The 22,665-nt window shown below is 53.3% G+C and carries 14 protein-coding genes; 7 read left to right on the forward strand and 7 right to left on the reverse strand.

Translation table 11 applies throughout. From position 1 onward, the window contains the following. Positions 1 to 402: 402 nt before the first annotated feature. Entirely contained in the window at positions 403 to 3,981 is a 3,579-nt protein-coding gene (locus JJD41_RS10635) for a PAS domain S-box protein (protein WP_200665897.1), read from the reverse strand. Between the two features lie 501 nt (positions 3,982 to 4,482). After that, positions 4,483 to 4,605 carry a hypothetical protein gene (locus tag JJD41_RS25325; RefSeq protein ID WP_255547272.1) on the reverse strand — a complete coding sequence of 41 codons (123 nt, stop codon included), beginning with the start codon at positions 4,603 to 4,605 and terminating at the stop codon, positions 4,483 to 4,485. A 138-nt stretch (positions 4,606 to 4,743) separates the two neighbouring features. Between JJD41_RS25325 and JJD41_RS10640 the strand changes: the two genes are divergently transcribed. From JJD41_RS10640 to JJD41_RS10650, 3 genes are read left to right on the forward strand one after another with little or no spacing between them, the layout of a single operon-like run. Beyond that, the gene (locus JJD41_RS10640; RefSeq protein WP_200665898.1) at positions 4,744 to 5,343 is read left to right on the forward strand and encodes an NfeD-like protein; all 600 of its coding nucleotides are present in this window, start codon (positions 4,744 to 4,746) and stop codon (positions 5,341 to 5,343) included. A 47-nt stretch (positions 5,344 to 5,390) separates the two neighbouring features. Further along, positions 5,391 to 6,752 (forward strand): flotillin family protein, encoded by a 1,362-nt coding sequence (locus tag JJD41_RS10645; protein ID WP_200665899.1) that lies wholly within the window; start codon positions 5,391 to 5,393, stop codon positions 6,750 to 6,752. A 13-nt stretch (positions 6,753 to 6,765) separates the two neighbouring features. Then, positions 6,766 to 8,325 carry a flotillin family protein gene (locus tag JJD41_RS10650; RefSeq protein WP_200665900.1) on the forward strand — a complete coding sequence of 520 codons (1,560 nt, stop codon included), beginning with the start codon at positions 6,766 to 6,768 and terminating at the stop codon, positions 8,323 to 8,325. A gap of 81 nt (positions 8,326 to 8,406) precedes the next feature. Here JJD41_RS10650 and JJD41_RS10655 read toward each other — a convergent pair whose 3' ends face one another. After that, on the reverse strand, positions 8,407 to 8,916 hold the full coding sequence (locus JJD41_RS10655) for a hypothetical protein (RefSeq protein WP_200665901.1): 510 nt from the start codon (positions 8,914 to 8,916) through the stop codon (positions 8,407 to 8,409). A gap of 841 nt (positions 8,917 to 9,757) precedes the next feature. Here JJD41_RS10655 and JJD41_RS10660 point away from each other — a divergent pair. Then, the gene (locus tag JJD41_RS10660) at positions 9,758 to 10,405 is read left to right on the forward strand and encodes a sugar transferase (RefSeq protein WP_210437077.1); all 648 of its coding nucleotides are present in this window, start codon (positions 9,758 to 9,760) and stop codon (positions 10,403 to 10,405) included. A 559-nt stretch (positions 10,406 to 10,964) separates the two neighbouring features. Here the strand turns inward: JJD41_RS10660 and JJD41_RS10665 are convergent. The 4 genes from JJD41_RS10665 to JJD41_RS10680 form a co-directional block, all read right to left on the reverse strand. After that, a complete protein-coding gene (locus JJD41_RS10665; protein WP_200665902.1) occupies positions 10,965 to 11,174 on the reverse strand; it encodes a DUF433 domain-containing protein in 210 nt (69 codons plus the stop codon). 648 nt (positions 11,175 to 11,822) lie between these two features. Then, entirely contained in the window at positions 11,823 to 12,644 is an 822-nt protein-coding gene (locus JJD41_RS10670) for a CPBP family intramembrane glutamic endopeptidase (protein WP_200665903.1), read from the reverse strand. A 17-nt stretch (positions 12,645 to 12,661) separates the two neighbouring features. Continuing rightward, positions 12,662 to 12,949 carry an ATP-dependent Clp protease adapter ClpS gene (clpS, locus tag JJD41_RS10675; RefSeq protein WP_168570369.1) on the reverse strand — a complete coding sequence of 96 codons (288 nt, stop codon included), beginning with the start codon at positions 12,947 to 12,949 and terminating at the stop codon, positions 12,662 to 12,664. A gap of 164 nt (positions 12,950 to 13,113) precedes the next feature. Then, the gene (locus JJD41_RS10680; RefSeq protein ID WP_200665904.1) at positions 13,114 to 16,278 is read right to left on the reverse strand and encodes a DUF7948 domain-containing protein; all 3,165 of its coding nucleotides are present in this window, start codon (positions 16,276 to 16,278) and stop codon (positions 13,114 to 13,116) included. A 512-nt stretch (positions 16,279 to 16,790) separates the two neighbouring features. On the opposite strand from JJD41_RS10680, the gene glpX reads away from it, so the two are divergent. The 3 genes from glpX to JJD41_RS10695 all read left to right on the forward strand — a co-directional run bounded on the left by glpX (position 16,791) and on the right by JJD41_RS10695 (position 22,665). Beyond that, positions 16,791 to 17,828 (forward strand): class II fructose-bisphosphatase, encoded by a 1,038-nt coding sequence (gene glpX / locus JJD41_RS10685; protein WP_168570371.1) that lies wholly within the window; start codon positions 16,791 to 16,793, stop codon positions 17,826 to 17,828. Positions 17,829 to 18,230: 402 nt separating this feature from the next. After that, positions 18,231 to 19,535 carry a glutamyl-tRNA reductase gene (locus JJD41_RS10690; protein ID WP_200665905.1) on the forward strand — a complete coding sequence of 435 codons (1,305 nt, stop codon included), beginning with the start codon at positions 18,231 to 18,233 and terminating at the stop codon, positions 19,533 to 19,535. Positions 19,536 to 19,674: 139 nt separating this feature from the next. Then, entirely contained in the window at positions 19,675 to 22,665 is a 2,991-nt protein-coding gene (locus tag JJD41_RS10695; protein WP_200665906.1) for a UPF0182 family protein, read from the forward strand.

The following is a 22,665-nucleotide window of genomic DNA, read 5'->3' on the forward strand; positions in this document are numbered from 1 at the left end:
AGGGTATTGATTATCTCAGATTTCGTTTGGCGCAATCACGGGGCGATCGCCGTTGGCGTGTCTAAGTGCAATTGAGTCCAATCTAGTGCAATCGCCGTTGAATTCAACCGTAGATCGAACCCTCGACATCACTCAAAGCAGATACAGCACTCGGGCGTCTGATGAGGTACAGTACCGATCCCCCTATCCCCCCTTCGCCCCCCTTTGAAAGGGGGGCGAAGGGGGGATTGCGGGGAGAACCAGGAAAGTCCCCCTTTTTAAGGGGGATTTAGGGGGATCTCAATGTCTTGCATAGCAGAGGAAAATGCTATAGCTTAAGAGACTGTTTATAAAAACCGCAACTCTCTCGACGTTTCCATTGTGTCCAGTAGGGGTTTTTTATATTTTCTCGATCGACAGTCTCTAAGCGTCCGTCGGTAAATGCAAGGGCAGGCGGACGACGAACACCGAACCTTTGCCAAATTCGCTATCACAAGTGATATGACCGCCCATCATCTGACAGTAGCGCTGGCTGATCGCCAATCCCAAGCCCGTCCCGCCGAATTTGCGGGTGGTGGAGGCGTCAGCTTGGGCGAAGGCTTGAAAGATGCTGTCGAGTTGTTCCGGACTCATGCCGATCCCATTATCTTTAACGCTAAAAATCACAAATCCCTCGCGGTCTTCGCCGTCGGGGGCGATCGCCTCTTTCTCGACCGAGAGGGTAATGGTGCCATTTTCGGTAAATTTAGCGGCGTTGCTGAGTAAATTGAGCAAAATTTGGCGGACCTTGGTAATGTCGGCGGTCATCGTGGGGATGGCGTCGGGGTCGTATTCGAGTTTGAGGGTATTGTTCTTTTTCTCGACGGCGGGATGAACGGTGCTGAAGACTTCGTCGATCAGAACTTCGAGGTCGAATTCTTCCACGTAAAGGGTCATGCGACCCGCTTCGATCTTGGAAATATCGAGAATATCGTTAATTAAGGCGAGCAGGTGTTTTCCGGCGGTTTTAATCTTGTCGAGATCGCCGATGAGGTCGTCGTAACCGAGGTCTTCCATTTCTTCGCAGAGGAACTCGCTGTAGCCGATAATCGCGTTGAGAGGGGTGCGCAGTTCGTGACTCATGTTCGCGAGAAACGCACTTTTGGCCCGATTGGCGGTTTCGGCGGCGGCGAGGGCTTGTTTGAGTTTTTCCTCGGCGTGGACGCGGTGGGAGATGTCGGTACTGGTAAAGCTGAGTCCGACGATTTGACCGGAGGCGTCTTTGATGGCGTCGGCGCGCAGTAAGGTGGGGATGGTGCGATCGCCTCTCGATTTCCCGAGCACTTCCCCACTCCACGATCGCCCCTGAGTGACGGTCTCGAACACGTCTCGGGCGAGTTGGGGGTCTTGATAGAGCAAGTCGTGACCGCCTGCGTCGTTGAGTTGTTCCGGAGTCTCGTACTCGAACAGTTGGCAAAAGGCGGCATTTTGATACAAATAGCGACCGTCGCCGTCGGCGATCGCGATCGCGTCGCTCGAACTTTCCACGGCTTTGCGGGTGAGAATCAATTCCGCTTCCGCTTGTTTGCGCGCGGTGATATCTTCCGCCATCCCGATCGCGAATTGGGGATTACCGCGTCCGTCGCGCACCAGGGACACGCTCAAGCGGACCCAAATGCGCCGATCTTCCCGACATAGAAAGCGTTTCTCGATCTGATAGTAATCCCTGCGTCCACTGACGATCTCTTTTCTCAGGGCGCTTTCGATCGCGAGATCGTCGGGATCGGTCAGTGCTTCGTTGGTTTTCTCGCGCAACTGCTCGGCACTGTAGCCTAACATTTCCTGCAGGGCCGGGTTGCTGTCGAGAATGCGACCGTCGAGGGCGATCGCCGCAATCCCGATCGCCGCATCTTCAAAAATCGCCCGAAAGCGCTGCTCGCTGGCGCGTAGGGCTTCTTCCGCGTGGGCGCGCTCGACAATTTCGACGCGCAACTGTTCGAGGCTGCTGCGTAATTCTGCCGTGCGCGCGTTGACCCGTCGTTCCAGGTCGGCGTTGGCTTGGTTGAGCGCCTGTTCCGCGAGTTTGCGTTCGCTGATATCGCGCGAGTTGACCACCAAACCGCCAATCGCACTTTCGTCGAGCAAGTTACAGCCGACAGACTCCATATACAACCACGACCCGTTCGCGTGCTGTTGGCGGTATTCGATTTGCAAGGTCGTGCGGGGGTCGCCACAGAGTGTTTGATAGGCGTGGCGGACGCGATCGCGGTCTTCCGGATGGACGAAAGCGAGGAAATCTCGACCGACCAACTGCGGCACTTTAAAGCCTAAAATGCCTTCGACGGAAGGACTGGCGTAGCGGATCGTGGCGTCGGCTTCGAGAATGGCGATCGCGTCGGAACTGTTTTGAATCAGCGATCGCCATTTGGCCTCACTTTGGGTAACTGCCGCTTCCGCTTCTTTGCGATCGGTAATATCCATCACCAAGCCATCCCACAAGATATCGCCGTTGTCGTGTTTCTCCGGGCGCGAGGCAAATTGCAACCACTTGCATTTTCCCGAAGGGGTGATAAACCGCCCTTCCCACGTCCACGGCTGCAAGGTTCGCGCCGATTCCGCCACGGACTCTTCGTAACTGGGACGGTCTTCGTGATGAATCAGTTCGACGATCGCCTCCGGATGGTTGCGGATCGTTTTCGGCGGCACTTCCAGCAAGTCCTGACAACCGAAGGAAATAAACGGGTAGGAAATCGAGCCGTCACTTCGCTTGAGAAATTGATAAATCGCGCCGGGAACGTTCGCCGCCAACTTCTGAAAGCGACTCTCACTTTGTTGCAGCGCCGTCACGGCGGCGACCCGTTGGGTGACATCCTGAACTAAAGAAGCCACGCCGATAATCGTGCCGTTCCCATCGACTAAGGGGGTATTGTACCACTCGCACACGATCGTCTTTCCGGACTTCGTGAGATTTTCGTTCGTCGATCGCGTGCCGCCTTTTTGTTCGATCAGCGCCTGCAACACGTTGGCGACGAGGGGTTTGGCCTGTTCGGGAACCAATAAATCGAGAGCCTGACGTCCCAACGCTTCCCGGCGGCTGTAGCCGAACATCAGTTCCGCCGCCGGATTCCAGTCGGTGACTTCAAAATTGAGATTCCACTCGATCGCCGCTAACGGCGTGCGTTCGACGTGAATGGCGAGTTTTTGTTGGGAAGCGCGCAGTGCGGCTTCCGCCTGCTTGCGTTCGGTGATATCCGTCGCCGTCCCCGTCGTCCCGATGACCCGACCCGTTTCGTCGTACACGGCGATCGCATTGTAAATCAAATAAACCGGGGTTCCGTCGGCCCGTCGGTGTTCGGTTTCGTAGCGCAAACACGGTTCTCCGGCGGTGATTTTCTCAAAAACTTCTAAATCTTTCGGCTGTTGTTCCGGCGGGACTCGTTCTAGGAACGATCGCCCGATCGTTTCACTCGGATCGCAACCGTAAATCTCCCGCACCGCCTGATTGACGAAGGTCCAACGGTAGTCTAAATCCACCGACCAGATCAAATCTTTGGACGTTTCGACCAAGGAACGATATTGCCGTTCGCTTTGGCGCAAAGCCGCTTCGATTTGTTTTTTCTCGGTAATGTCGCGCGCGACAATATAGGTCAGTCCGTCGGGATATTGGGAGCCTTTCCAGGAAAGCCAGCGATAGCTTTCATCTTGGTGTTGAAAGCGGATTTCAAAGGAGAATTTCGACGGTCCGCGCTCGTTTAACGTCCCTTCGATGGTGGGGCGATCCTCCGGATGGATCGACTCGATCCAGGGACGACCCATTAACTGTTCGTTCGTCCAGCCGAGGATTTTCGTCCACGCCGGATTCAACCGCTTAAAATAGCCGTCCGTTCCCGCAATGGCGAATAAATCCGTAGATAAATTGAAAAAAATTGTCGAAACGAGACGCATCGGATCGGCATCCAATCGCGAGCGATTGAACCCTTCTGGATTTCTCGGTGACTCCCCATGTCCGTACATAAACCCCATCCTGATAGATCTGACTCTTTCACCTATTGGACGCCATCTCGAACCGAGTGAAAGCCTCTTGCTCCTGTTGTTTCAACCTGTTTGTCAATCCTTAAAATTTTTGAGCTGGCAAGGGTGCGGGCTACGCCAAAGCGAGCGGTCGTTTCCTCGGACGAAGAAAAATTTTTCCGGTGTCTCAATTGTACTTTTGTTTTTATACGGCGCACCCCATCTGTTGCCATCCTAAATCATCCCCCCATTAACTTGTCCATTGACTCGCAGACAATTTACTTTTTGAGAGGTTTTGTGAAGCGTGTCCTCTTCGTGGGGGCGATTCTCCTCTGGAGAGGCTTTCGCGTTCGCCGATCGCGACTCCGAAGACGATCGCTGGTTCGCTCAAATACCCTTGTATCAATACTTATAGCGCGCGCTTCCTCTCGATCGCCACCGCCTCGCCCCCCTCCGAATCCGCCCGTCGAGGGAGCCCAACTTGCAGCAAAGTTTTAAACTTTTACCCCCTTCTCAACGGCGATGGATGAGAATTTCCTTCCTCCTTTGCCCCCCGATCGTTCCGGCAAATCGCACCGGATCTCCGTTCGCCATCTCGATTAAAAATTCCGCGATCGAAATCATTTTAGCTGCCACGATCGCCCTGCCGCCAAATCGACAACAAAACGGGTGATTGCCGTCGGTTTTGACTAAGTTTTTTTACATCCGTACTGCCTGCGAGTTTATTTTGTCAAAATTGTTAGTAGATCTTCGATCGAGACTCAACCTTTTAACATGAACGCGATCTATACCATCTGCTTTGTTGTCGGCGGACTGTTCGTCGCTTTGGGGGCGATCGCGGGGTTGGATGGAGTCGAGTTCGGCATCGAATTCGATCCGGATTTAGAACTCAAAGACGGAACCACTGCCGACGGAACCCAAGCAAGCGACACCCGAAGCCATTGGCTGCAAACCCTCGTCAGTTTGCCATTTTCCAGCCTCAAATTTTGGACGTTTGGCGGTTGTTTTTTCGGGTTGAGCGGACTGGTACTCTCCAAACTCAACCCCAGCTTACCGGGCAGTGTCGTCTTCCTCGTGGCGATCGTCGTCGGTCTGCTGTGCGGTTCGGCGATCGCCTCGATCCTGCGCTACTTGCAGCGATCGCAAGCCGATAGCCTCGTGCGCCCCGAAGACCTCATGGGCCAGTCGGCGATCGTCGAAATTCCATTCGATCGCGACAGCAAAGGAAAAGTCAATCTCAAGATCAAAGGAACTTCACTTTCCTTGAGCGCTTATACCGACAGCGATCGCGCTTTTTCCCGAGGCGATCGCACCTTCATTATCGGCATGAAAAACAGCACGGTTTGGGTCGTGCCGTCGGAAGAAGGAGAATAAGCGATCGCCAGTCGAGAGTTTACGATTAAAAATCGTCCCTAACAACAATGATCCAACATATTGATAACGATCGATCCCAATGGATTGAAATCGCCCAAGTCGGACAAGAAAACGTCACCTCTGGAGAAAAAAGCCAATTTCAACAAGACCTCGAAACGGCTTTACCGATCGCCGGAAGCATTTTTTTTGCCTTATTATTCATCTGGTTTCTCAACACCTTTCTGTCTATTTGCAAACCCAATGAAATTCTAATTTTATCCGGATTCAAACGACGCACCAAACACGGCACCGTCGGCTATCGGGTCATTTTTGGCGGGCGGGCGATCCGCATCCCGATCTTAGAAACCGTCAAGCGCATGGACTTGACCACGATGCCGATTCCCGTCGAAGTCAAAAACGCCTATTCCAAAGGGGGAACCCCCCTGCAAATTCAGGCGATCGCCAACGTCAAAATCGCCAGCGATCCCGAGATCGTCGGCAACGCGATCGAACGCTTTCTCGACCGTTCCCGCACCGAAGTCGCCCGAGTCGCCCGCGAAACCCTCGAAGGTAACTTGCGCGGCGTCGTCGCCACCCTCACCCCAGAACAACTCAACGAAGACCGTCTCGAATTTGCCGAACGCATCGCCGCCGACGTCCGCGACGACCTCGCCAAATTAGGCTTGCAACTCGATACCCTCAAAATCCAAAGCGTCTCCGACGAAGTAGACTATCTCAACTCCATCGGTCGCCGCCAAATTGCCGCGATCGTCCGCGATGCCGAAATCGCCGAATCCGACGCCAAAGGGGAAGCCGATCGCGTCGAGGCCCAGTGCGAACGACAGTCGGAAGTCTCTAAAACCCAAGCCCAAACCTCGATCCAGCAAAAACAAAACGAACTGAGAAAGATTCAAGCCGAACTCGAACAGCAGGCGCGATCGGAAGAAGAACGCACGATCGCCGCCGCCAAAGAAGCCCGCGCCAAAGCCGAACAACTCCTGCAACAAGTGCGCGCCGAACTCGAACGTCTCCGTCTCGAAGCCGACGAGGTACTCCCCGCCGACGCCCGCCGTTTGGCCAGCGAACTGCAAGCACGCGGCGAAGCGGCCAGTTTGGCCGAAAATGCCAAAGCTGCGGCTCAAGTTAACGATATGTTCTCCGAAATTTGGCGCGAAGCCGGAGCCGATGCCTCCGAAGTCTTTCTCTTACAACAGATCGAAATGGTCTTGCGTCAGGCGTCGCAAATTCCTCAAAAAGTTCACTTAAAAGAAATTAACGTCATCGACAACGGCGACGGCAAAACGATCGCCAGTCTCGTCAACGCCTATCCCGAAATGGTCCGCCAATTCCTCGATCGCGTCGATCGCACTCTCGGGATCGACGTGATGGGAACCCTCAACCACGTCCACTCCGACCGCAGCCAACCTTAAGAGAAGTTCAATCATGGAAATTATCATCGCCGTTGTCGTTGGCACTCCCCTGCTCGCCCTCGGCTTGGGGACGTTCGTCATTCGCAACTTATATTACATCTGTCAGCCGAGCGAAGTGTTGATTTTCGCAGGCAGTTCCCGCCGTCTCCCCAACGGTCGCCGCGTCGGCTATCGACTGGTCAAAGGCGGCAGCAGTCTGCGCGTTCCGTTGATGGAAAAGACGTTCAAAATGGATTTGAGCAATACGATCGTCGAGTTGCGCGTCACCAATGCCTACTCGAAAGGGGGGATTCCTTTAAATGTGGAAGGGGTCGCCAATATTAAAATTGCCGGGGAACAGCCGACCATTGACAACGCGATCGAGCGCTTGTTGGGGAAAACCCGTCAGGAAATTGAAAGAATTGCCCAAGAAACTCTCGAAGGCAATTTGCGCGGCGTCCTGGCGTCGTTGACCCCGGAACAAGTCAACGAGGATAAGATTGCCTTTGCCAAAAGTTTGCTCGACGAAGCCGAGGAAGATTTGGAAAAACTCGGGTTAGTGCTCGATAATTTGCAAATTCAAAATATTTCCGACGAGGTGGGTTATCTCGACTCCATCGGGCGCCAACAAAGTGCGGAACTGGTTCGCGACGCCCGCATTGCCGAAGCCCAAGCACGCGCCGCCTCGGCGATTCGCACGGCGGAAAACGACCGGGTGACGGCGATCGAGCGGATCGAGCGGGATTTGGAAATTTTCCGCGCCGAAGCGGAACGGCGGGTGCAAGATGCGATGACGAAACGGTTGGCCCTGGTCGCGGAAGCGCAAGCGGAAATCGGTTCGGAAGTGGCCCGCACTCAGGCGGAGGTGGCGGTCCAGCGCGAACGGATCGAGCAGGTCAAGCAGCAGTTGCAGGCGGATGTGGTCGCTCCGGCGGAGGCCCAGTGCAAGCGCGCGATCGCCGAAGCGAAGGGGAATGCGGCGCAGATCGTGGAAGACGGCAAGGCCCAAGCGTTGGGGACGAAGCGCCTGACCCAATCGTGGCAAGCTGCCGGACCGAAAGCCCGGGAAATTTTTCTCTATCAGAAGTTGGAAGTGCTGTTGAAAACGATCGCCGACACGGTGCCCGAGGTGGAGGTGGACAAGGTGACGGCGATCGATTCTCGTCATGGTAATAATGCGGCTAAAATTGCCTCGTTTCTAGAACAGGTGCGATCGGCGACCGGGCTGGATGTCCCCCGCGCGGTGGCTCAGATCGGCGATCGCGCCCCTTCTTCCCCAACGGCGATCGGGTCGGATGGGGTGCTCTCCCTCGCTTCCGAACCGGGAAGCCGATCGCCCGCCTCGTCGGTCAGTCACGAACAGGCCCTGCGATCGCAAGTCCGGCAGTTGCTCGGTAAAATTGGGACCCAAACGTCCAATCTCCAGGAAGTCGAAGGGGCGATCGAGGCTGAAATTCGCAAGAATCCAACGTTAAAACGTAATTTACGCCAAGTTTTGAAGCGCGGCGGCACCCCGGCTCTCAAGGCGTTGTTCGACGATCCGAATTTACAAGTCTCGGTCACCCTCCTCGCCGCCTGGATCGAGTCGGATTGAGTCGGTCGTTTTTTTCAGTTGGTTTTCAAGCGGCGATCGCCCTCGGTGAAAGGGCGATCGCCTCTGTTATTTTTCTGGGATTTATCGCTGGATTAAGGAGTGAGAAAGCTGCCGCGCGATCGCCTCGTACAATTGCCGCGCGATCGCCGCTTTTTTCACCTCTTCTTCCCTCACCATTCGATTCAATTCAGAATCCGACAATCCCCACACTTTACATTCAAAACTCGCATTCAAGCGCTTCCCACTCGGACGAATCATCGCCCAACGACAATGGGGCAGAATTTTAGTTAAAAAGGCTCGTGCTTCTCCCCGGGTGGCAAACCCGAAATAGTCCACCCAACGGCGCCCCGCCGCACTCAACGACACCGCACGATCGCCCCATTCCACGCGCTGCCATCGGTCTGTATGCGGACACTGAGCCATCAGCTCTTGCCACGCCGTCAGCAACCGCGCGAGTTCGGCTTTTTTTAAGGTTTTCCAACGGGCAGGATAACCGATAATTTTCTCGACCATTGCCGGGGAAAAGACTTCCCCTTTTTGTTGCGCTTCAATCCCTTTGATTCCCTTGATATACTCTTGTCGAGATCGCATTTTCAAGGTGATTTCCTGAGAAGTTAACTGTTTATATTATAGCGTTTTAGTCGAGCTTCTGCCCAGTTTTCAGCCCTTTTATTTACACTACTTTTCACGATTTATTCGCATTTTAAAAACCGCGATCGCGATCGCCAGATCTCCCCTGTGGGGTGGGAGCCGTTAGGGGAGAGACTCCGTAGTAATACGGGGGCAATTTCGGGGAGGAGTGGCAACAGGGCAGATGCGGCGATCGCCCTCGTATTTTCCCGGAGAACATAGTTATTCCCCTGAAACTAGCAAACTAGAGAGGGCATCGGACTATCTGTAAACCGAGCGACCCTCGCAGTACAGCTCAAGTATAGACGATCGCCAGAGACGAGCGATTCAAAATTCGATGTTTTCCTTTAAATACAAGCTTTTTAGCGTCTTCGATCGTGAGTTACATGGCGCCGGATGTCGCGACACAAGCGAGACGCCCACCTCACTCACCCTTCCCGAATCGGGCGACTTCCCCACCACGATCCGAGCCACTTTTGAGATTTCTTGTAGGAAGCCTCTCCCTTGACGATCGGCGATCGCCCCAGTTTACCGGGGTTTGCGCCCCTCTCCCTTCACCAAAACTTTAAAAACCAGCAAATCAGTGTGAAGATTCCAAGAAAACGGCATTTAGGCATAGACATCTCCGTGAGATTACGTAAGATTGACATTAATCAGGGCGATCGCTCACCCGAGTTGAGTTCCGATTCACTCTCGTGAGTCCTCAAGGCTAACTCAAAGCCAACAACTCAAATGCCAATTAGCCAAAAACTTTTTTATCGCCTCTTTAGTAATAACCTTCAATTTCGGAGTGATGAGGACAATGACGGATTCTTGCTTACAACTCGTTGATTATCGCAACGCTCATCCTTCTGCCTACTCTATCTTCAAGCGGGCGATCGATATTTTAGGGAGCCTCGTCGGTCTGTTCTTCTTAGCTCTCATTTTCATCCCGATCGCCCTCGCCATCACCCTCGAAAACCCCGGACCCGTTTTTTACAGTCAAGAACGGTACGGACTCCAAGGAAAACGGTTCAAAATTTATAAATTTCGGTCGATGGTGACCAACGCCGACCAATTAAAAAATAAAGTTAAAAACGAAGCCAAAGGCTTGATTTTTAAAAACGAAAACGATCCTAGAGTCACTCGGGTCGGGCGCTTTTTACGCCAAACCAGCCTCGACGAAATCCCTCAATTTTGGAATGTCTTTCTCGGAGAAATGAGTCTGGTCGGAACCCGTCCGCCGACTGCCGATGAAGTCAAGCATTACAACGACCATCACTGGCGTCGTTTAGATGTCAAACCCGGTATTACCGGAGAGTGGCAAGTCAGTGGTCGTTCTAACATCAAAGATTTCGATCAAATTGTCGCCTTAGATTTGCAATATCAAACCCGTTGGCATCCTCTCTATGACTTGTCGATTATTCTCAAAACATTTCAGGTTGTTTTTGCTCGGGTTGGAGCTTGTTAATCACTCAGTTAAGCGATTGAGAAATATCGCCATGCGGATTTACTAGAGATTTGCGAAATACATGTTGACTACAGAGGAGCAGATTTTAAACGATTGGCTCCTCTTTTTTTGTTTATAGTCATTTCAATTAAAGTCGATCCAATCGCCATCGATGACAGAATTTCTGCACGATCTACAGATGGGGTAGGGGCGAAAAATTTTTCGCCCCTACTGGTCTCATTGTCTCATTTTTATTTAAAATGACTATACTTTTTTCAATCCTTCGATCGCGCGAAGTTGAAGAAACAGCAAGGGTACAGCCGCTCGTTTTAACCCCAAACGCCGATGTAGGGAATTCGACTTTGAGGTTCTTTTTGAGGTTCGTTTAAGTAGAGTGGGAACCCTGGAAAGCCAATAACAAGCATTTAAAAATTTTTCGATCTACGTTGAGACCTCAGAAGGTTTAATCTTTCTATAAATCCTAAGATGGCGATTGTATTGTATTCGCTCTCGATCGCAAATTGATCGATCGCCCCTCAACTCCAATCTCCTCGATCGAACGGAGTCAAACCCGAGTCCTTCAACACACTTGATAAGATTGGCAAATATTGTAAACTATTGGGTCGTCGATCGACTTCGCCGCCAACGCAAATACCGTCCGAACCGTATCTGGCGAGAGATGTGGATATTTTTCGCGGACTTGCTTTTGAGTCCACCCCACCGCATACAAATGCAGAATTAAATCAACAGAAACGAGCCGATCTTTGACTTTGACATCTTCCACAATCATTTGAACCTCCGGATCGAGATATTTTTCAGCGATCGCGCCATCATCTCCATGATGGCATATGATTCACTCCGATTATAAGTCGAACCTTTTCAATGAAAAATCATCCTTAAGAATGAGTTTTGAATTGATGAGAAGGGCATAAATTTATATCTCGTGGAAGAATTGAAAATCCAACCAGTTGTTCTCATTTTATCGAGCTACTCGTGCAGGTAAAATGGGACGAACGCTCGCAGATAAGGGACTCGGGGAAATCGGAGCCAGTTCGGCCCGGTGGCGAACCTCTCTCAACTCCCTCGACTCACTCGCAGCTTAGACCCGGTTCAATTTGGAGACCCTTATCGGTAGCTATCGTGCGAGTCATCCTCATTATCTACGGTCGATCTAGAATCGACGCCCCCTGTCGGCTAAAATTTGTCAAAAATTTGAACTAGATCCACTGGCTTCATGAAATTAATATAAAATAGGCAGCAAAATAGAAACCGCCTGAACTCCAAGAGGGCGATCGCCGTTCGTCGAAAGAGTCTTAACTCCCAATTTATGCAGTTAGACCGTCAACCCCAACGAGAGGTTCCCGACGCGATCGCCTCCCGTGCAAAGATCCGGCGATCGAATCGTCAATCCCCGGCCCCCTCTTACGGCTTTAGGAGTTCAACGTTGCACCAAAGCACGCCGTCGCATCCATAGAGCGATCGCGCCCAGAAAGAGCATACCCATCACGCCAGCTAATGGATTATTCCCCAATCCGGTCACCCACCCGGGTACTCTTCCGGAATAATTTAAAAGTTGACCTGTATTGACAATGTAATAGCCCCAGACCAAACCGCCGTGAAAGCCCATCGGCAAGCCCAAAAGCCCGCCACTGCTGCGTTTCGCCCAAACCAACGTTGCCCCCAACAACACTAACCCGGGAAACGCAGGTAAATTCTCGACGATCGCCTCCCACGGCTTGATAAAATGCAGCAGAGCGAAAATCGTCGCATTCGCCCATAACGCCGTATTCGCCCGGTAATCTCGTTCCAACTCGTCGAGTAACCACCCGCGAAACAGCAATTCCTCAGCAAATCCGACCGCCGACGCCACCAACAGACCCTCTACAACCGTCTGAATTAAATTCCCCGGTGGCGGGTTCCACGCCAACCAACCGAGGGTCCCTTCCAACAGTAACAGCAGGCTCAAACTCACCAAACCCGCCAATAAACCGCTTCCCCAATCCCGTCCAAAACGCCGGGAAAACTGCAACCCGTAGCGCTGTAAAACCCTTGAAATCCCGTAAACCCGACGGCCCCAGAAACGGGCTAAAACGATAAACTCGGCATAAAGCGCGCTCATACTTAAAATGCTTTGCCAATTCGGATCGGCGACAAAGCGATAAACCGGAACCGCAAAAGGGATCCAGAGAAGCAGTAAGGTCAACACGAACAGTGCCAGCCTCGCCGCGATCGGATACTTCGCGAGGCTAGTCCATTGCATTGGGGATCTCCGCCACCTTATTCATCCGGTTCGATCGTGCTAGTCAAGCCGTGATTTTTCAACGTCTCGCAATAGAATTCGGCGGGTTCCAACGCACAAGTAATCACTAAAGCCAGTCCGTTCGTGTGAGCTTCCATCATGATGCTCACCGCTTGAGGTTGAGTCAGACTCGGTACCGTTTGTAACAAAACCTGCACCACGTATTCCATCGGGTTGAAATCGTCATTATGGAGTAAAACCCGATAGCGGGGTGCATTTTTGCGGACCGTTGAAGTTGAACGCTTTTCAATGGTCTCGACTGACACGATTTTATCCTCTTCTCAACTACATGAAAGTGGCTCGAGCGAAATAGCAGTAAACGCGGTCGAGGAGCGGGCGATCGCCGACAACGTGGTGTTTTTAAATTCATAGTAGTTTACAAAGTTCTGGAAAGAACGGCAAGGCGATCGCCCCTGCCTCAGTCCTCCGGCTAGACCACGATCGTCGCCGGACGACCTTCATCGCGACCGAAACGCAAGAAATGTTCGTAAGCACTGCGAAACACCCCATCGCGAACCGCCCGATTGACATCGGGATTATTTCTCAAATAAAACGGTTCGTCAAATAACGGCGTCGGCGATCGCCCCTCCGCCTCCCCAATTAAAATGAAATGGGCGAACGCACTCGGCAAAACCCCCGTCGAAACCGCCACCGCCGCATCGGGATTTTGACTTAAATAATAAGTTTGGTCGAACAGACCGTTAGGATTGCGCCGTTCCGACTGACCCCGTTCGATGAAATGGTCGAAACCACTGTTAAATTGACCGATCGCGATACTATTGGCCACATCCGGATTCTCATCTAAATAAAAGCGTTCGTTAAATAACTGGCTGCGGCGATCGCGCCCTTCAAAAAACCCGAGTTGGGTAAAATGAGCGAACCCATTAACAAACGTCCCCGCCGCCACGGCTGCCGCAATATCCGGATTCGCCTCCAAATATCCCGCCTCGCTGTATAACGCATTACTCGGATCGCGCCCTTCAAACTGTCCGAACTCCAGATAATGGGCCAATCCACTCCCAAACAGCCCCGCATTCACCGCTTCGGCAATATCCGGATAGCGATTGAGATAGGTTCCTTCGTCAAAAAAGATCCCCACCGGAGAAATCGCATTCGTCGCCACCAACTGCACCAAACTTTCAAACGTCGCTTGGGGTGGGGCCGGATCGATCGGCGGCGCTTCCGGCGGCGGCGTCGGTTGCGCCGGGGTTCCCGGTTGCGGCGCCCCAGGTTGCGGCGTTCCCGGCGGCGGTGGCGGCGCCTCCTCCGCCAACTTCGCCACAAACGCATCCCCTTCCGGTCCGCCGAAATCCCCTTGTAACGGATTGACTAACGGGAAATTATTCGAGGCCGTTTGTCCCGCCACATAAGCATCGAACCCCTGCGGACCGATCGCGATTCCTTCCCCCGTATCGAACCCACTGCCGCCGATATAGGTTAAAAACTCCAAATCGTTACCCGCCGGAGACAACTTACCCGCAAACGCATCGCTATTGCCGCCAAAACTCGGCTGAACCACAAACCGCGTCGGCAAATCCCCGGAAGTCGTTTCCCCGACAAAATAGACTTGTCCGCCTTCCCCTAACGCCATATCGTTCGCCGTTTCAAAACCGCTACCGCCGACAAACGTGGAGTACACCAAACCGCTTCCATCCGGGGCCACTTTCGTGACGAAGATATCGGACGATCCTTGCAATTGATTTTGAAAAGCGTTCGCAGTGGGGAAATCCCCCAATCCGGTAATTGCCCCCGGTTGAATTTCGCGCGGAACCCCCGTTCTGCCGACGATGTAGGCGTGTCCTTCTTCATCGACGGCGATCGCCTTCCCGATGTCGCTATCCCGTCCGCCGAGGTAAGACGAATAGACCAAACTCGTTCCGGCGGCGGCAATTTTGGTAATAAACGCATCCCCGCCGCCTGCAAAGCGCCGTTGAAACTCGCCGACCAGGGGAAAATTATCGGCGGCGGTCTGTCCGGTGACGTAAATATTCTGTTCGTTATCCACCGCGATCCCTTCCCCGCGATCGTTGTCGAAACCGCCGAGATAGGAAGAATAGAGGAAATTGCCCGTGGGGGAAAACTTGCTGACAAACGCATCGGAACCGCCGCCGATCGCCCCTTGAACGGCGTTGAATAAGGGGAAGTTGTCGGAGGTGGTGGTTCCGGTCACGTAAGCATTGCCGCCACCGTCGAGGGCCACGCTGGCGATCGCGTCATTTTGGCTTCCTCCCCAATAGGTGGAAAAGACCAGTAAGGCCCCTTGATTGGTCAGTTTGGTAATAAAACCGTCGGTCCCTTGATTGAAGTTTTCTTGAATCGCCGTTTGTAAGGGAAAGTCCGGGGAACTGGTCTGACCGACGATGTAGGGATCGCCGTTATTGTCCACGGCCAGATCGAAGGCGCGATCGTCTCCGGTTCCGCCGAGGTAGGTGGAATAGACAAAACCACTGCCGTCGGCGGCAATTTTGGTGACGAAGGCGTCAAATTGCAAGTTGGGGGCGTCTTGGAGTTGCGCCAGTTGGCTTTGGAAGCTGACGAAGGCGGGAAAATCGAGGGACAGGGTGGATCCGGCAATGTAGGCGTTCCCTTGGCTGTCCGTGGCGATCGCCTCGGCCCGATCTTGTCCCGTTCCGCCGAGATAGCTGGAATATTCTAAGGTCGGATCGACGATTAAGGCGTAGTCGCGATCGTATGCTCCCAACTGGAAACCGACGCCACCGTTATCGAGGAGTTGGTAGGCGCTGGCGACGGGGACGCGATCGCCGTTAATGTCTTGATAGGCGATCGGCGCCCGTTCGATTAAGGATCCGAGGGGGGTTTCTAAGATTAAGGCGCCGTCTTCGCGCAGTTTGAGATCGATCGCCCCGTCGTAGTTGAAGGCGATCGCCCCGGGATCGACCCCCGGATCGACGATAAATTCGCTCTTGAGTTCTTTATCGCCGCCTCGATACACCAGATCGATCCCGTCGTACAGGTCTTGATAGACGATGCCTTCGTAAGTCGGCGCTTGTACGGCATCTGGCGAGGCAGGGTTGGCGCCGATAAAATTAGCGATTCCCGGTAACGGGTCGATTCCGGCGATCGCCGGATCGGAATTGGCACCTGCAAAGCGCAGTTGCACCACCGAGGTGAGGGGTTCACTCTCTCCGGTGACCGGGTCGTTTTGCCCTTGTGTGGCGGTGACGAAGGCGATCGCCTCGGGGGTGAAATAAATATTTTGACCCGCGCCGTTGACCTGAAATTTGACTTCCGGGTGGGTTTGTCCGCGATTGGCCGTGAAGTTGAGGGGGAGTTGTCCGGTCAGTGGATCGAGGTCGGGTTCTTCGGCGTCCGTCGGGGGATCCTGGGGCGCTTGGGGAAGGCGACCTTCTGCCTGTCCGTAGAGTAACCAATGGTGTTCGGCGCTGCTGAATTCTCCGTTGCGGACGGCACTAACGACGTCGGGGTAAGCGTTTGAGTAGAATTCGGCGTCGAATCCGGCAGTGGGTCGAGCCAAATCCACCGAGGGCGAGGTTGTCGGGAATGAGGGGAGGGAGTCTGGGGAACTCGGCAGGATGGAAATCGCCGACGGTTGAATGTCCGAGGGGTATTGCATGGATGGCTTGACCTATCTACGAAACGCGAGAACGATGTCGTCAGCAGACGCAAGGGCCAGCAAGGGCGCGGTTGAGTCTATGGGCGATCGTACCCGATTCTCCAAAAGTACGACATCTTTTAGGCGAGGAAGTTCGATCTGGGGCAGGCGATCGCCGTTTTTTGCGTTTGATTTACAATTATTTTCTCTAAAAAACTTGCTGGGGCAATCGCCGTAAACTGTAGTGTTAGTTTAATAAAAAATAGATTTATTTTAAGATAAAAGCTCTTGCCTTATAAAGCTTTTGCTCTAAAATTTTTAAGTTTATTTTTTATTGAAACATTCAAAAGTAGAGAGTGTTTTGGCGGCCTAGGCGCGATCGCGAAGCGGGCGATCGCCCGCGATAGCAGTAAAACTTAACAAAAACCGGGATCGAAGGAATTATTAATCGGTATCCTTGCTCTGATAGACTTTTAGACGGTCGCCAGGACGCAAAATGGGGCCACTATAGGAAGTCGGGAGGAGGAAAGAAAATGGATAACGTAATTGCTTTAGAGATTATCGAAGTGGTCGAACAGGCCGCGATCGCCTCGGCCCGGTGGATGGGTAAAGGCGAAAAGAATACCGCCGACCGCGTTGCTGTCGAAGCGATGCGCGAGCGGATGAACAGGATCCACATGCGCGGCAAAATCGTAATCGGAGAAGGGGAACGCGACGACGCGCCGATGCTCTACATCGGTGAAGAAGTCGGAATCTGCACCAATCCGAACGCCAGCAATTTTTGCGAACCGGATCAACTCACCGAAATCGACATCGCCGTCGATCCGTGCGAAGGAACCAACCTGGTCGCTTACGGACAAAACGGTTCGATGGCGGTGTTAGCCATCTCCGAAAAAGGGGGCTTATTTGCCGCGCCGGACTTCTACATGAAAAAACTGGCGGCCCCTGCCGTCGCTAAAAACCATGTAGATATCCGTAAAACCCCGACGGAAAACCTCAAAATCCTGTCCGACTGCATGGGTCGGGCGATCGAAGATCTCGTCGTCGTGGTCATGGACCGCCCCCGTCACAAAGGACTGATCCAAGAAATCCGGGAAGCCGGAGCGCGGGTACGCCTGATCAGCGACGGTGACGTTTCCGCCGCGATTTCGTGCGCCTTCTCCGGAACCAACATTCACGCGCTGATGGGCATTGGCGCCGCGCCGGAAGGGGTGATTTCCGCCGCCGCCATGCGCTGTCTCGGCGGACACTTCCAAGGTCAGTTGATCTACGATCCGGACGTGGTGAAAACCGGGTTGATCGGCGAAAGCAAAGAGAGCAACATCGCTCGCTTGGAAGAAATGGGAATTACCGACCCCGATCGCGTTTACGAAGCCGAAGAACTGGCAAGCGGTCAAACCGTACTGTTTGCCGCCTGCGGGATCACCTCCGGAACCTTGATGGAAGGCGTCCGCTTCTTCGGTGGCGGGGCCCGTACCCAGTCTTTGGTGATGTCCACCCAATCGAAAACTGCTCGGTTCGTCGATACCATTCACATGTTCGACAAACCGAAGAGCATTCAATTGCGCTAATTCGCGCAGGCGAGGCGTTTGCGGTTAATCCTTGACGCCCGTCCCGTCCGCATGGAAACCCATCGAGGGAGTTCGCTCCCTCGAACCCCGTTCCCAAAAGCGACGAGACGGGTGTTGCGTTGGGTGTTGGCTGGAGATCAGTGGAGCAGTAGATCGGATCGGATCGACTCCATCGATCTCCAGTAAAAAAAACCGCGACAAACGCCAGTGATTCAATTGCCTAGATCTTTCAAACCCGCTATTTTTATCTCAATAGACGAGCGGGCGATCGCGCCCGCATCTTAACTTCGAGAAAACGACATTAATTCAATCCAGTCGATCGTTGATAAGTCATTGTCGATACAGTGCCAAAGATCGGTAAAGACATTTGACTGAAACGGCGAAAAACTTCAGGGAGAACACATGAATATTGCAGTCGTTGGTCTGAGCCACAAGACCGCCCCCGTCGAAATCCGAGAAAAACTGAGCATTCCCGAAAACGAAGCCGAACAGGCGATCGCTCACCTGACCAGCTACCCGCATATTGAAGAAGTGGGTATCCTCAGCACCTGCAACCGCTTAGAAATTTATGTCGTGACCACGGACACCCAACCGGGGGTGAGAGAGGTCAGTCAATTTCTGTGCGAATACGGTGGCTTTCCCGTGCGTTCCTTGCGCGAACATTTATTTATCTTGCTGCACGAAGATGCGGTCATGCACTTGATGCGCGTCGCCGCCGGACTCGATAGTTTGGTCTTGGGCGAAGGACAGATCCTCGCGCAAGTCAAAACCATGCACAAAATCGGCCAGCAGTATAAAGGCGTCGGACGAATTTTAAACCGCCTGTTCAAACAAGCCCTGACGGCTGGAAAGCGCGTGCGTACCGAAACCAGTATCGGTACCGGGGCGGTGTCGATCAGTTCGGCGGCGGTCGAGTTGGCGGCGATCGAAGCGGAAAGCCTCGACGACAAGCAGATCGCGATTGTCGGCGCCGGGAAAATGTCGCGCTTGTTGGTGCAGCACTTGCTCTCTAAAGGGGCACGGGAGATCGCGATCGTCAACCGTTCGACGGGACGGGCCGAAGATCTGGCGCGCAAGTTCAAAGATGGGGGCGCTAATTTCCAAATTCACCCCCTCACCGAACTCGACGAGGCGATCGCCCGAGCCGATATCGCCTTTACCAGTACCGCCGCCACCCAACCGATCCTCGATCGCGCCAAACTCGAAACCATGCTGCACGGCGATCGTCAGTTGATGCTGTTCGATATTTCCGTGCCGCGTAACGTCGCCGCCGACGCCAACGATGTCGCCAACGTGCGCGCCTTTAACGTAGACGACCTCAAAGCCGTCGTCGCCCAAAACCAAGAAAGTCGCCGTCAAATGGCGATGGAAGCCGAAGGCTTGTTAGAAGAAGAAGTCGAAGCCTTCCAAGTGTGGTGGAGCAGTCTCGAAACCGTACCGACGATCAGCAGTTTGCGGTCGAAAATCGAAACGATTCGCGAACAAGAGTTAGAAAAAGCGCTCTCGCGATTGGGTTCGGAATTTGCCGAAAAACACCAAGAAGTGATCGAAGCCCTCACCCGGGGGATCGTCAACAAGATCCTGCACGATCCGATGGTGCAACTGCGCGCCCAACAAGATATCGAAGCCCGTCGTCAGGCGATGGCGACCTTGCAATTACTGTTTAACTTAGAATCGGAAAGCCGTTCGAGCGAACAGTACGGCTGATTGTCCGTTTCCCGGCGCGATCGCTCGTCCTACCGACCTCTCCAAATAATGGTTTGGGGAGGTTTTTTGATGGGCGATCTCCCCGCTAGCCCCCCTAAAATGGTAAAGCAAGATCGAAATCGAAACAGAAGGGCCGCTTATGCGCTGGGGCTTGTTTGAAGAGGGCTTAAAACCGATCGCCGCGTTGGTCGGCTTGTGGATCGGCTTAAATATTACCGTCACCGTGATGGCGGAAAGCTTGTGGTTTCAAGAAGTCGGCTATAGCGATGTCTTTTGGACGCGCTTGCTGACCCGTCTCGTGTTGACCACGATCGCCGTCACCTTGACCGGAGCTTTTTTAGTCGGCAACCTGATCCTTGCCAACCGCCTCAAATATCCCCATCCCACGGCGCCGTCCCGTGGCGCTTTATCCGCCTCCCGTCATACCCTGTCCTTTCGCTACTTCTTGCCCCTCGTCGGCGCGATCGCCCTTTTATTCGGCTTGGTCGTCATTTACTACGGTCGCGACCTGTTCGAGTTGTGGCACCCGCGCACCTTGGTCCTGCCGGAAATGCCCCCGGTCCCCAAAGTATTCGGGATCGAATCCGCCGGCGGACTGTTCGCCCAGATGCTGCAGAGGGGGCCGATATTCTTCCTCTGGTTGGGGGTGAGTGCGGCGAGTGCAATTTTCCCGGGGATTTTATGGGCGATCGCCCTGGCCCTTTCCTTGGGATTCGGCTTGATTTTCTCCAGCTATTGGGGCAAATTCCTGCAATTTTTCCACCCCACCGCCTTCGAGATCGCCGATCCGGTCTTCAACCACAATCTAAGCTTTTATATTTTTTCCCTCCCCATTTGGGAACTGCTCCAATTTTGGCTCACCGGAGTCTTACTCGCCGCCTTCCTCTCCGTCGCCTTAATTTATTTAGTCTCGGGCAACAGTCTCAGTGAAGGTCGCTTTCCCGGCTTTTGCCAAGGGCAACTGCGCCACCTCAACGGCTTGGGCGGATTGCTGGCCCTGGCGATCGCCCTCAACTACTGGCTGGCCCGCTATCAACTGCTCTATTCCACCTCCAGCGTCACTTACGGCGCCAGCTACACCGACCTCAACGTCGTCCTCTGGGTGGATACCGGGTTGAGCTTACTGGCCCTGGCGATCGGCGGATTCACCCTCTGGAAAGCCGCTTTTTCGTCGAAAGAACTCGAAATCGACCAATTTACCCTGGAAAATTCGATCTTGCGTTTCGGACTCGCCTATGCCGCGATCGTGGCGATCGCCGGATATGCCTTACCTGTCGCCGTCCAACGCCTCGTCGTTCAACCCAACGAACTCGCCCGCGAACTTCCCTACATCCAACGCAGCATCGCCTTCACCCGCCAAGCCTTCAACCTCGATCGCATCGACGTGCGAACCTTCGACCCCGAAGGGCGCCTCAGTTGGGACGACATTCAAGCCAACCACCTCACCATCGACAACATCCGCCTCTGGGATAAGCGCCCCCTGCTGCTCACCAACCGCCAACTCCAGCAAATTCGCCTCTACTACCGCTTTCCCGACGCCGATATCGACCGCTACACCCTGCTCAAAGAATCCACCCGCCCCGGCGACCCACCCACGGAAAAACAACAGGTCATTATCGCCGCCCGCGAGTTAGACTACGCCTCCGTTCCCAGTGAAGCTCAAACCTGGATTAACGAGCATTTAGTCTACACCCACGGCTACGGCTTTACCCTCAGCCCCGTCAATACCGCCGGACCCGGAGGCTTACCGACTTACTACGTCAAAGATATCGGTCTCGACTCTCCCGCAGGCAATAACACCACCTTACGAACCTCCAGCGAACGGATTCGCGCCAGTATTCCCATCGGACATCCCCGGATTTACTACGGCACGATCGGCGATACTTTTGTCATGGCGCCGACGGAAGTCCCGGAATTCGACTATCCCAGTGGCGATGAAAACGTTTCCAATCATTATGACGGCGTGGGCGGCATTGCGATCGCCTCGCGCTGGCGTCAGTTGCTGTTTGCCAAATATTTGAACAGTTGGCAGATGGTCTTTACCCGCTATTTAACCCCGAATACCAAGTTATTATTCCGACGCAATATTACCGAACGCATTCGGGCGATCGCCCCCTTTTTAAAATTCGACAGCGATCCCTATTTAGCCGTTGCCAATACTCGGCTTTATAACAGTGAAGAGAGTTTGTCTTCTGCTCAAATTCAACAAAAAAATTATTTGTATTGGATCGTAGACGCTTACACCACCAGCGATCGCTATCCCTATTCCGATCCGGGTGCGGAAAACTTTAACTATATTCGTAATTCGGTTAAAGTCGTCGTCGATGCTTATAATGGCACCGTTAATTTTTACGTTGCCGACCCCGAAGATCCGATCGTCAAAACTTGGGAATCGATCTTTCCCAACCTGTTTAAATCCCTCAAGGCCATGCCGATTACCTTGCGAACCCACATTCGCTATCCGGTGGATTTTTTCTCCATTCAGTCGGAACGGTTGCTCACCTATCACATGACCGATCCCCAGGTCTTCTACAACCGGGAGGATCAATGGCGTGTCCCCCAAGAAATTTACGGGAACGAACCCCAAGCCCTGGAACCGTATTATTTAATCATGCGGTTTCCCAACGAACAATCGGAAGAATTTATTATCCTCCATCCGTTTACGCCGAAAGGTCGAAATAATTTAATTGCCTGGTTGGCGGGGCGATCGGATGGCACCGATTATGGCAAATTGCTGCTCTACCAATTCCCCAAACAAACCCTGGTTTATGGACCGGAACAAATCGAAGCGCGAATTAACCAAGACCCGGTGATTTCTCAGCAAATTTCTCTGTGGGATCGGCAAGGATCGCGAGCCATTCAAGGGAATTTATTGGTCATTCCCATCGAGCAATCTTTATTATATGTCGAACCGCTTTATTTAGAAGCCGAACAAAATAGCTTACCGATTTTAGCTCGGGTGATTGTCGCTTACGAAAACCGCATCGCTATGGCAGAAACGTTAGATAAAGCACTCCAGGCAATTTTTAATCCCGATCGCGAAACGACTCGCGAAACCACCCCGCCAATTTTAAGACCGCTCGATCGCCCGGACGTTCCTCTCGACGAACCATTATTACCTCTAGACTAG

It is taken from the genome of Oxynema mangrovii CENA135 (assembly GCF_016632315.1).
Taxonomy (GTDB): domain Bacteria; phylum Cyanobacteriota; class Cyanobacteriia; order Cyanobacteriales; family Laspinemataceae; genus Oxynema; species Oxynema aestuarii.

What these genes read in the sequence shown, in the direction of transcription:
- JJD41_RS10680 (WP_200665904.1), bottom strand. Translation starts at nt 16,278, where the DNA reads ATGCAATACCCCTCGGACATTCAACCGTCGGCGATTTCCATCCTGCCG.
- JJD41_RS10655 (WP_200665901.1), bottom strand. Translation starts at nt 8,916, where the DNA reads ATGCGATCTCGACAAGAGTATATCAAGGGAATCAAAGGGATTGAAGCG.
- JJD41_RS10670 (WP_200665903.1), bottom strand. Translation starts at nt 12,644, where the DNA reads ATGCAATGGACTAGCCTCGCGAAGTATCCGATCGCGGCGAGGCTGGCA.
- JJD41_RS10645 (WP_200665899.1), top strand. Translation starts at nt 5,391, where the DNA reads ATGATCCAACATATTGATAACGATCGATCCCAATGGATTGAAATCGCC.
- JJD41_RS10650 (WP_200665900.1), top strand. Translation starts at nt 6,766, where the DNA reads ATGGAAATTATCATCGCCGTTGTCGTTGGCACTCCCCTGCTCGCCCTC.
- JJD41_RS10635 (WP_200665897.1), bottom strand. Translation starts at nt 3,981, where the DNA reads ATGGGGTTTATGTACGGACATGGGGAGTCACCGAGAAATCCAGAAGGG.
- JJD41_RS10665 (WP_200665902.1), bottom strand. Translation starts at nt 11,174, where the DNA reads ATGATTGTGGAAGATGTCAAAGTCAAAGATCGGCTCGTTTCTGTTGAT.
- JJD41_RS10660 (WP_210437077.1), top strand. Translation starts at nt 9,758, where the DNA reads ATGACGGATTCTTGCTTACAACTCGTTGATTATCGCAACGCTCATCCT.
- JJD41_RS10695 (WP_200665906.1), top strand. Translation starts at nt 19,675, where the DNA reads ATGCGCTGGGGCTTGTTTGAAGAGGGCTTAAAACCGATCGCCGCGTTG.
- glpX (WP_168570371.1), top strand. Translation starts at nt 16,791, where the DNA reads ATGGATAACGTAATTGCTTTAGAGATTATCGAAGTGGTCGAACAGGCC.
- JJD41_RS10690 (WP_200665905.1), top strand. Translation starts at nt 18,231, where the DNA reads ATGAATATTGCAGTCGTTGGTCTGAGCCACAAGACCGCCCCCGTCGAA.
- JJD41_RS10640 (WP_200665898.1), top strand. Translation starts at nt 4,744, where the DNA reads ATGAACGCGATCTATACCATCTGCTTTGTTGTCGGCGGACTGTTCGTC.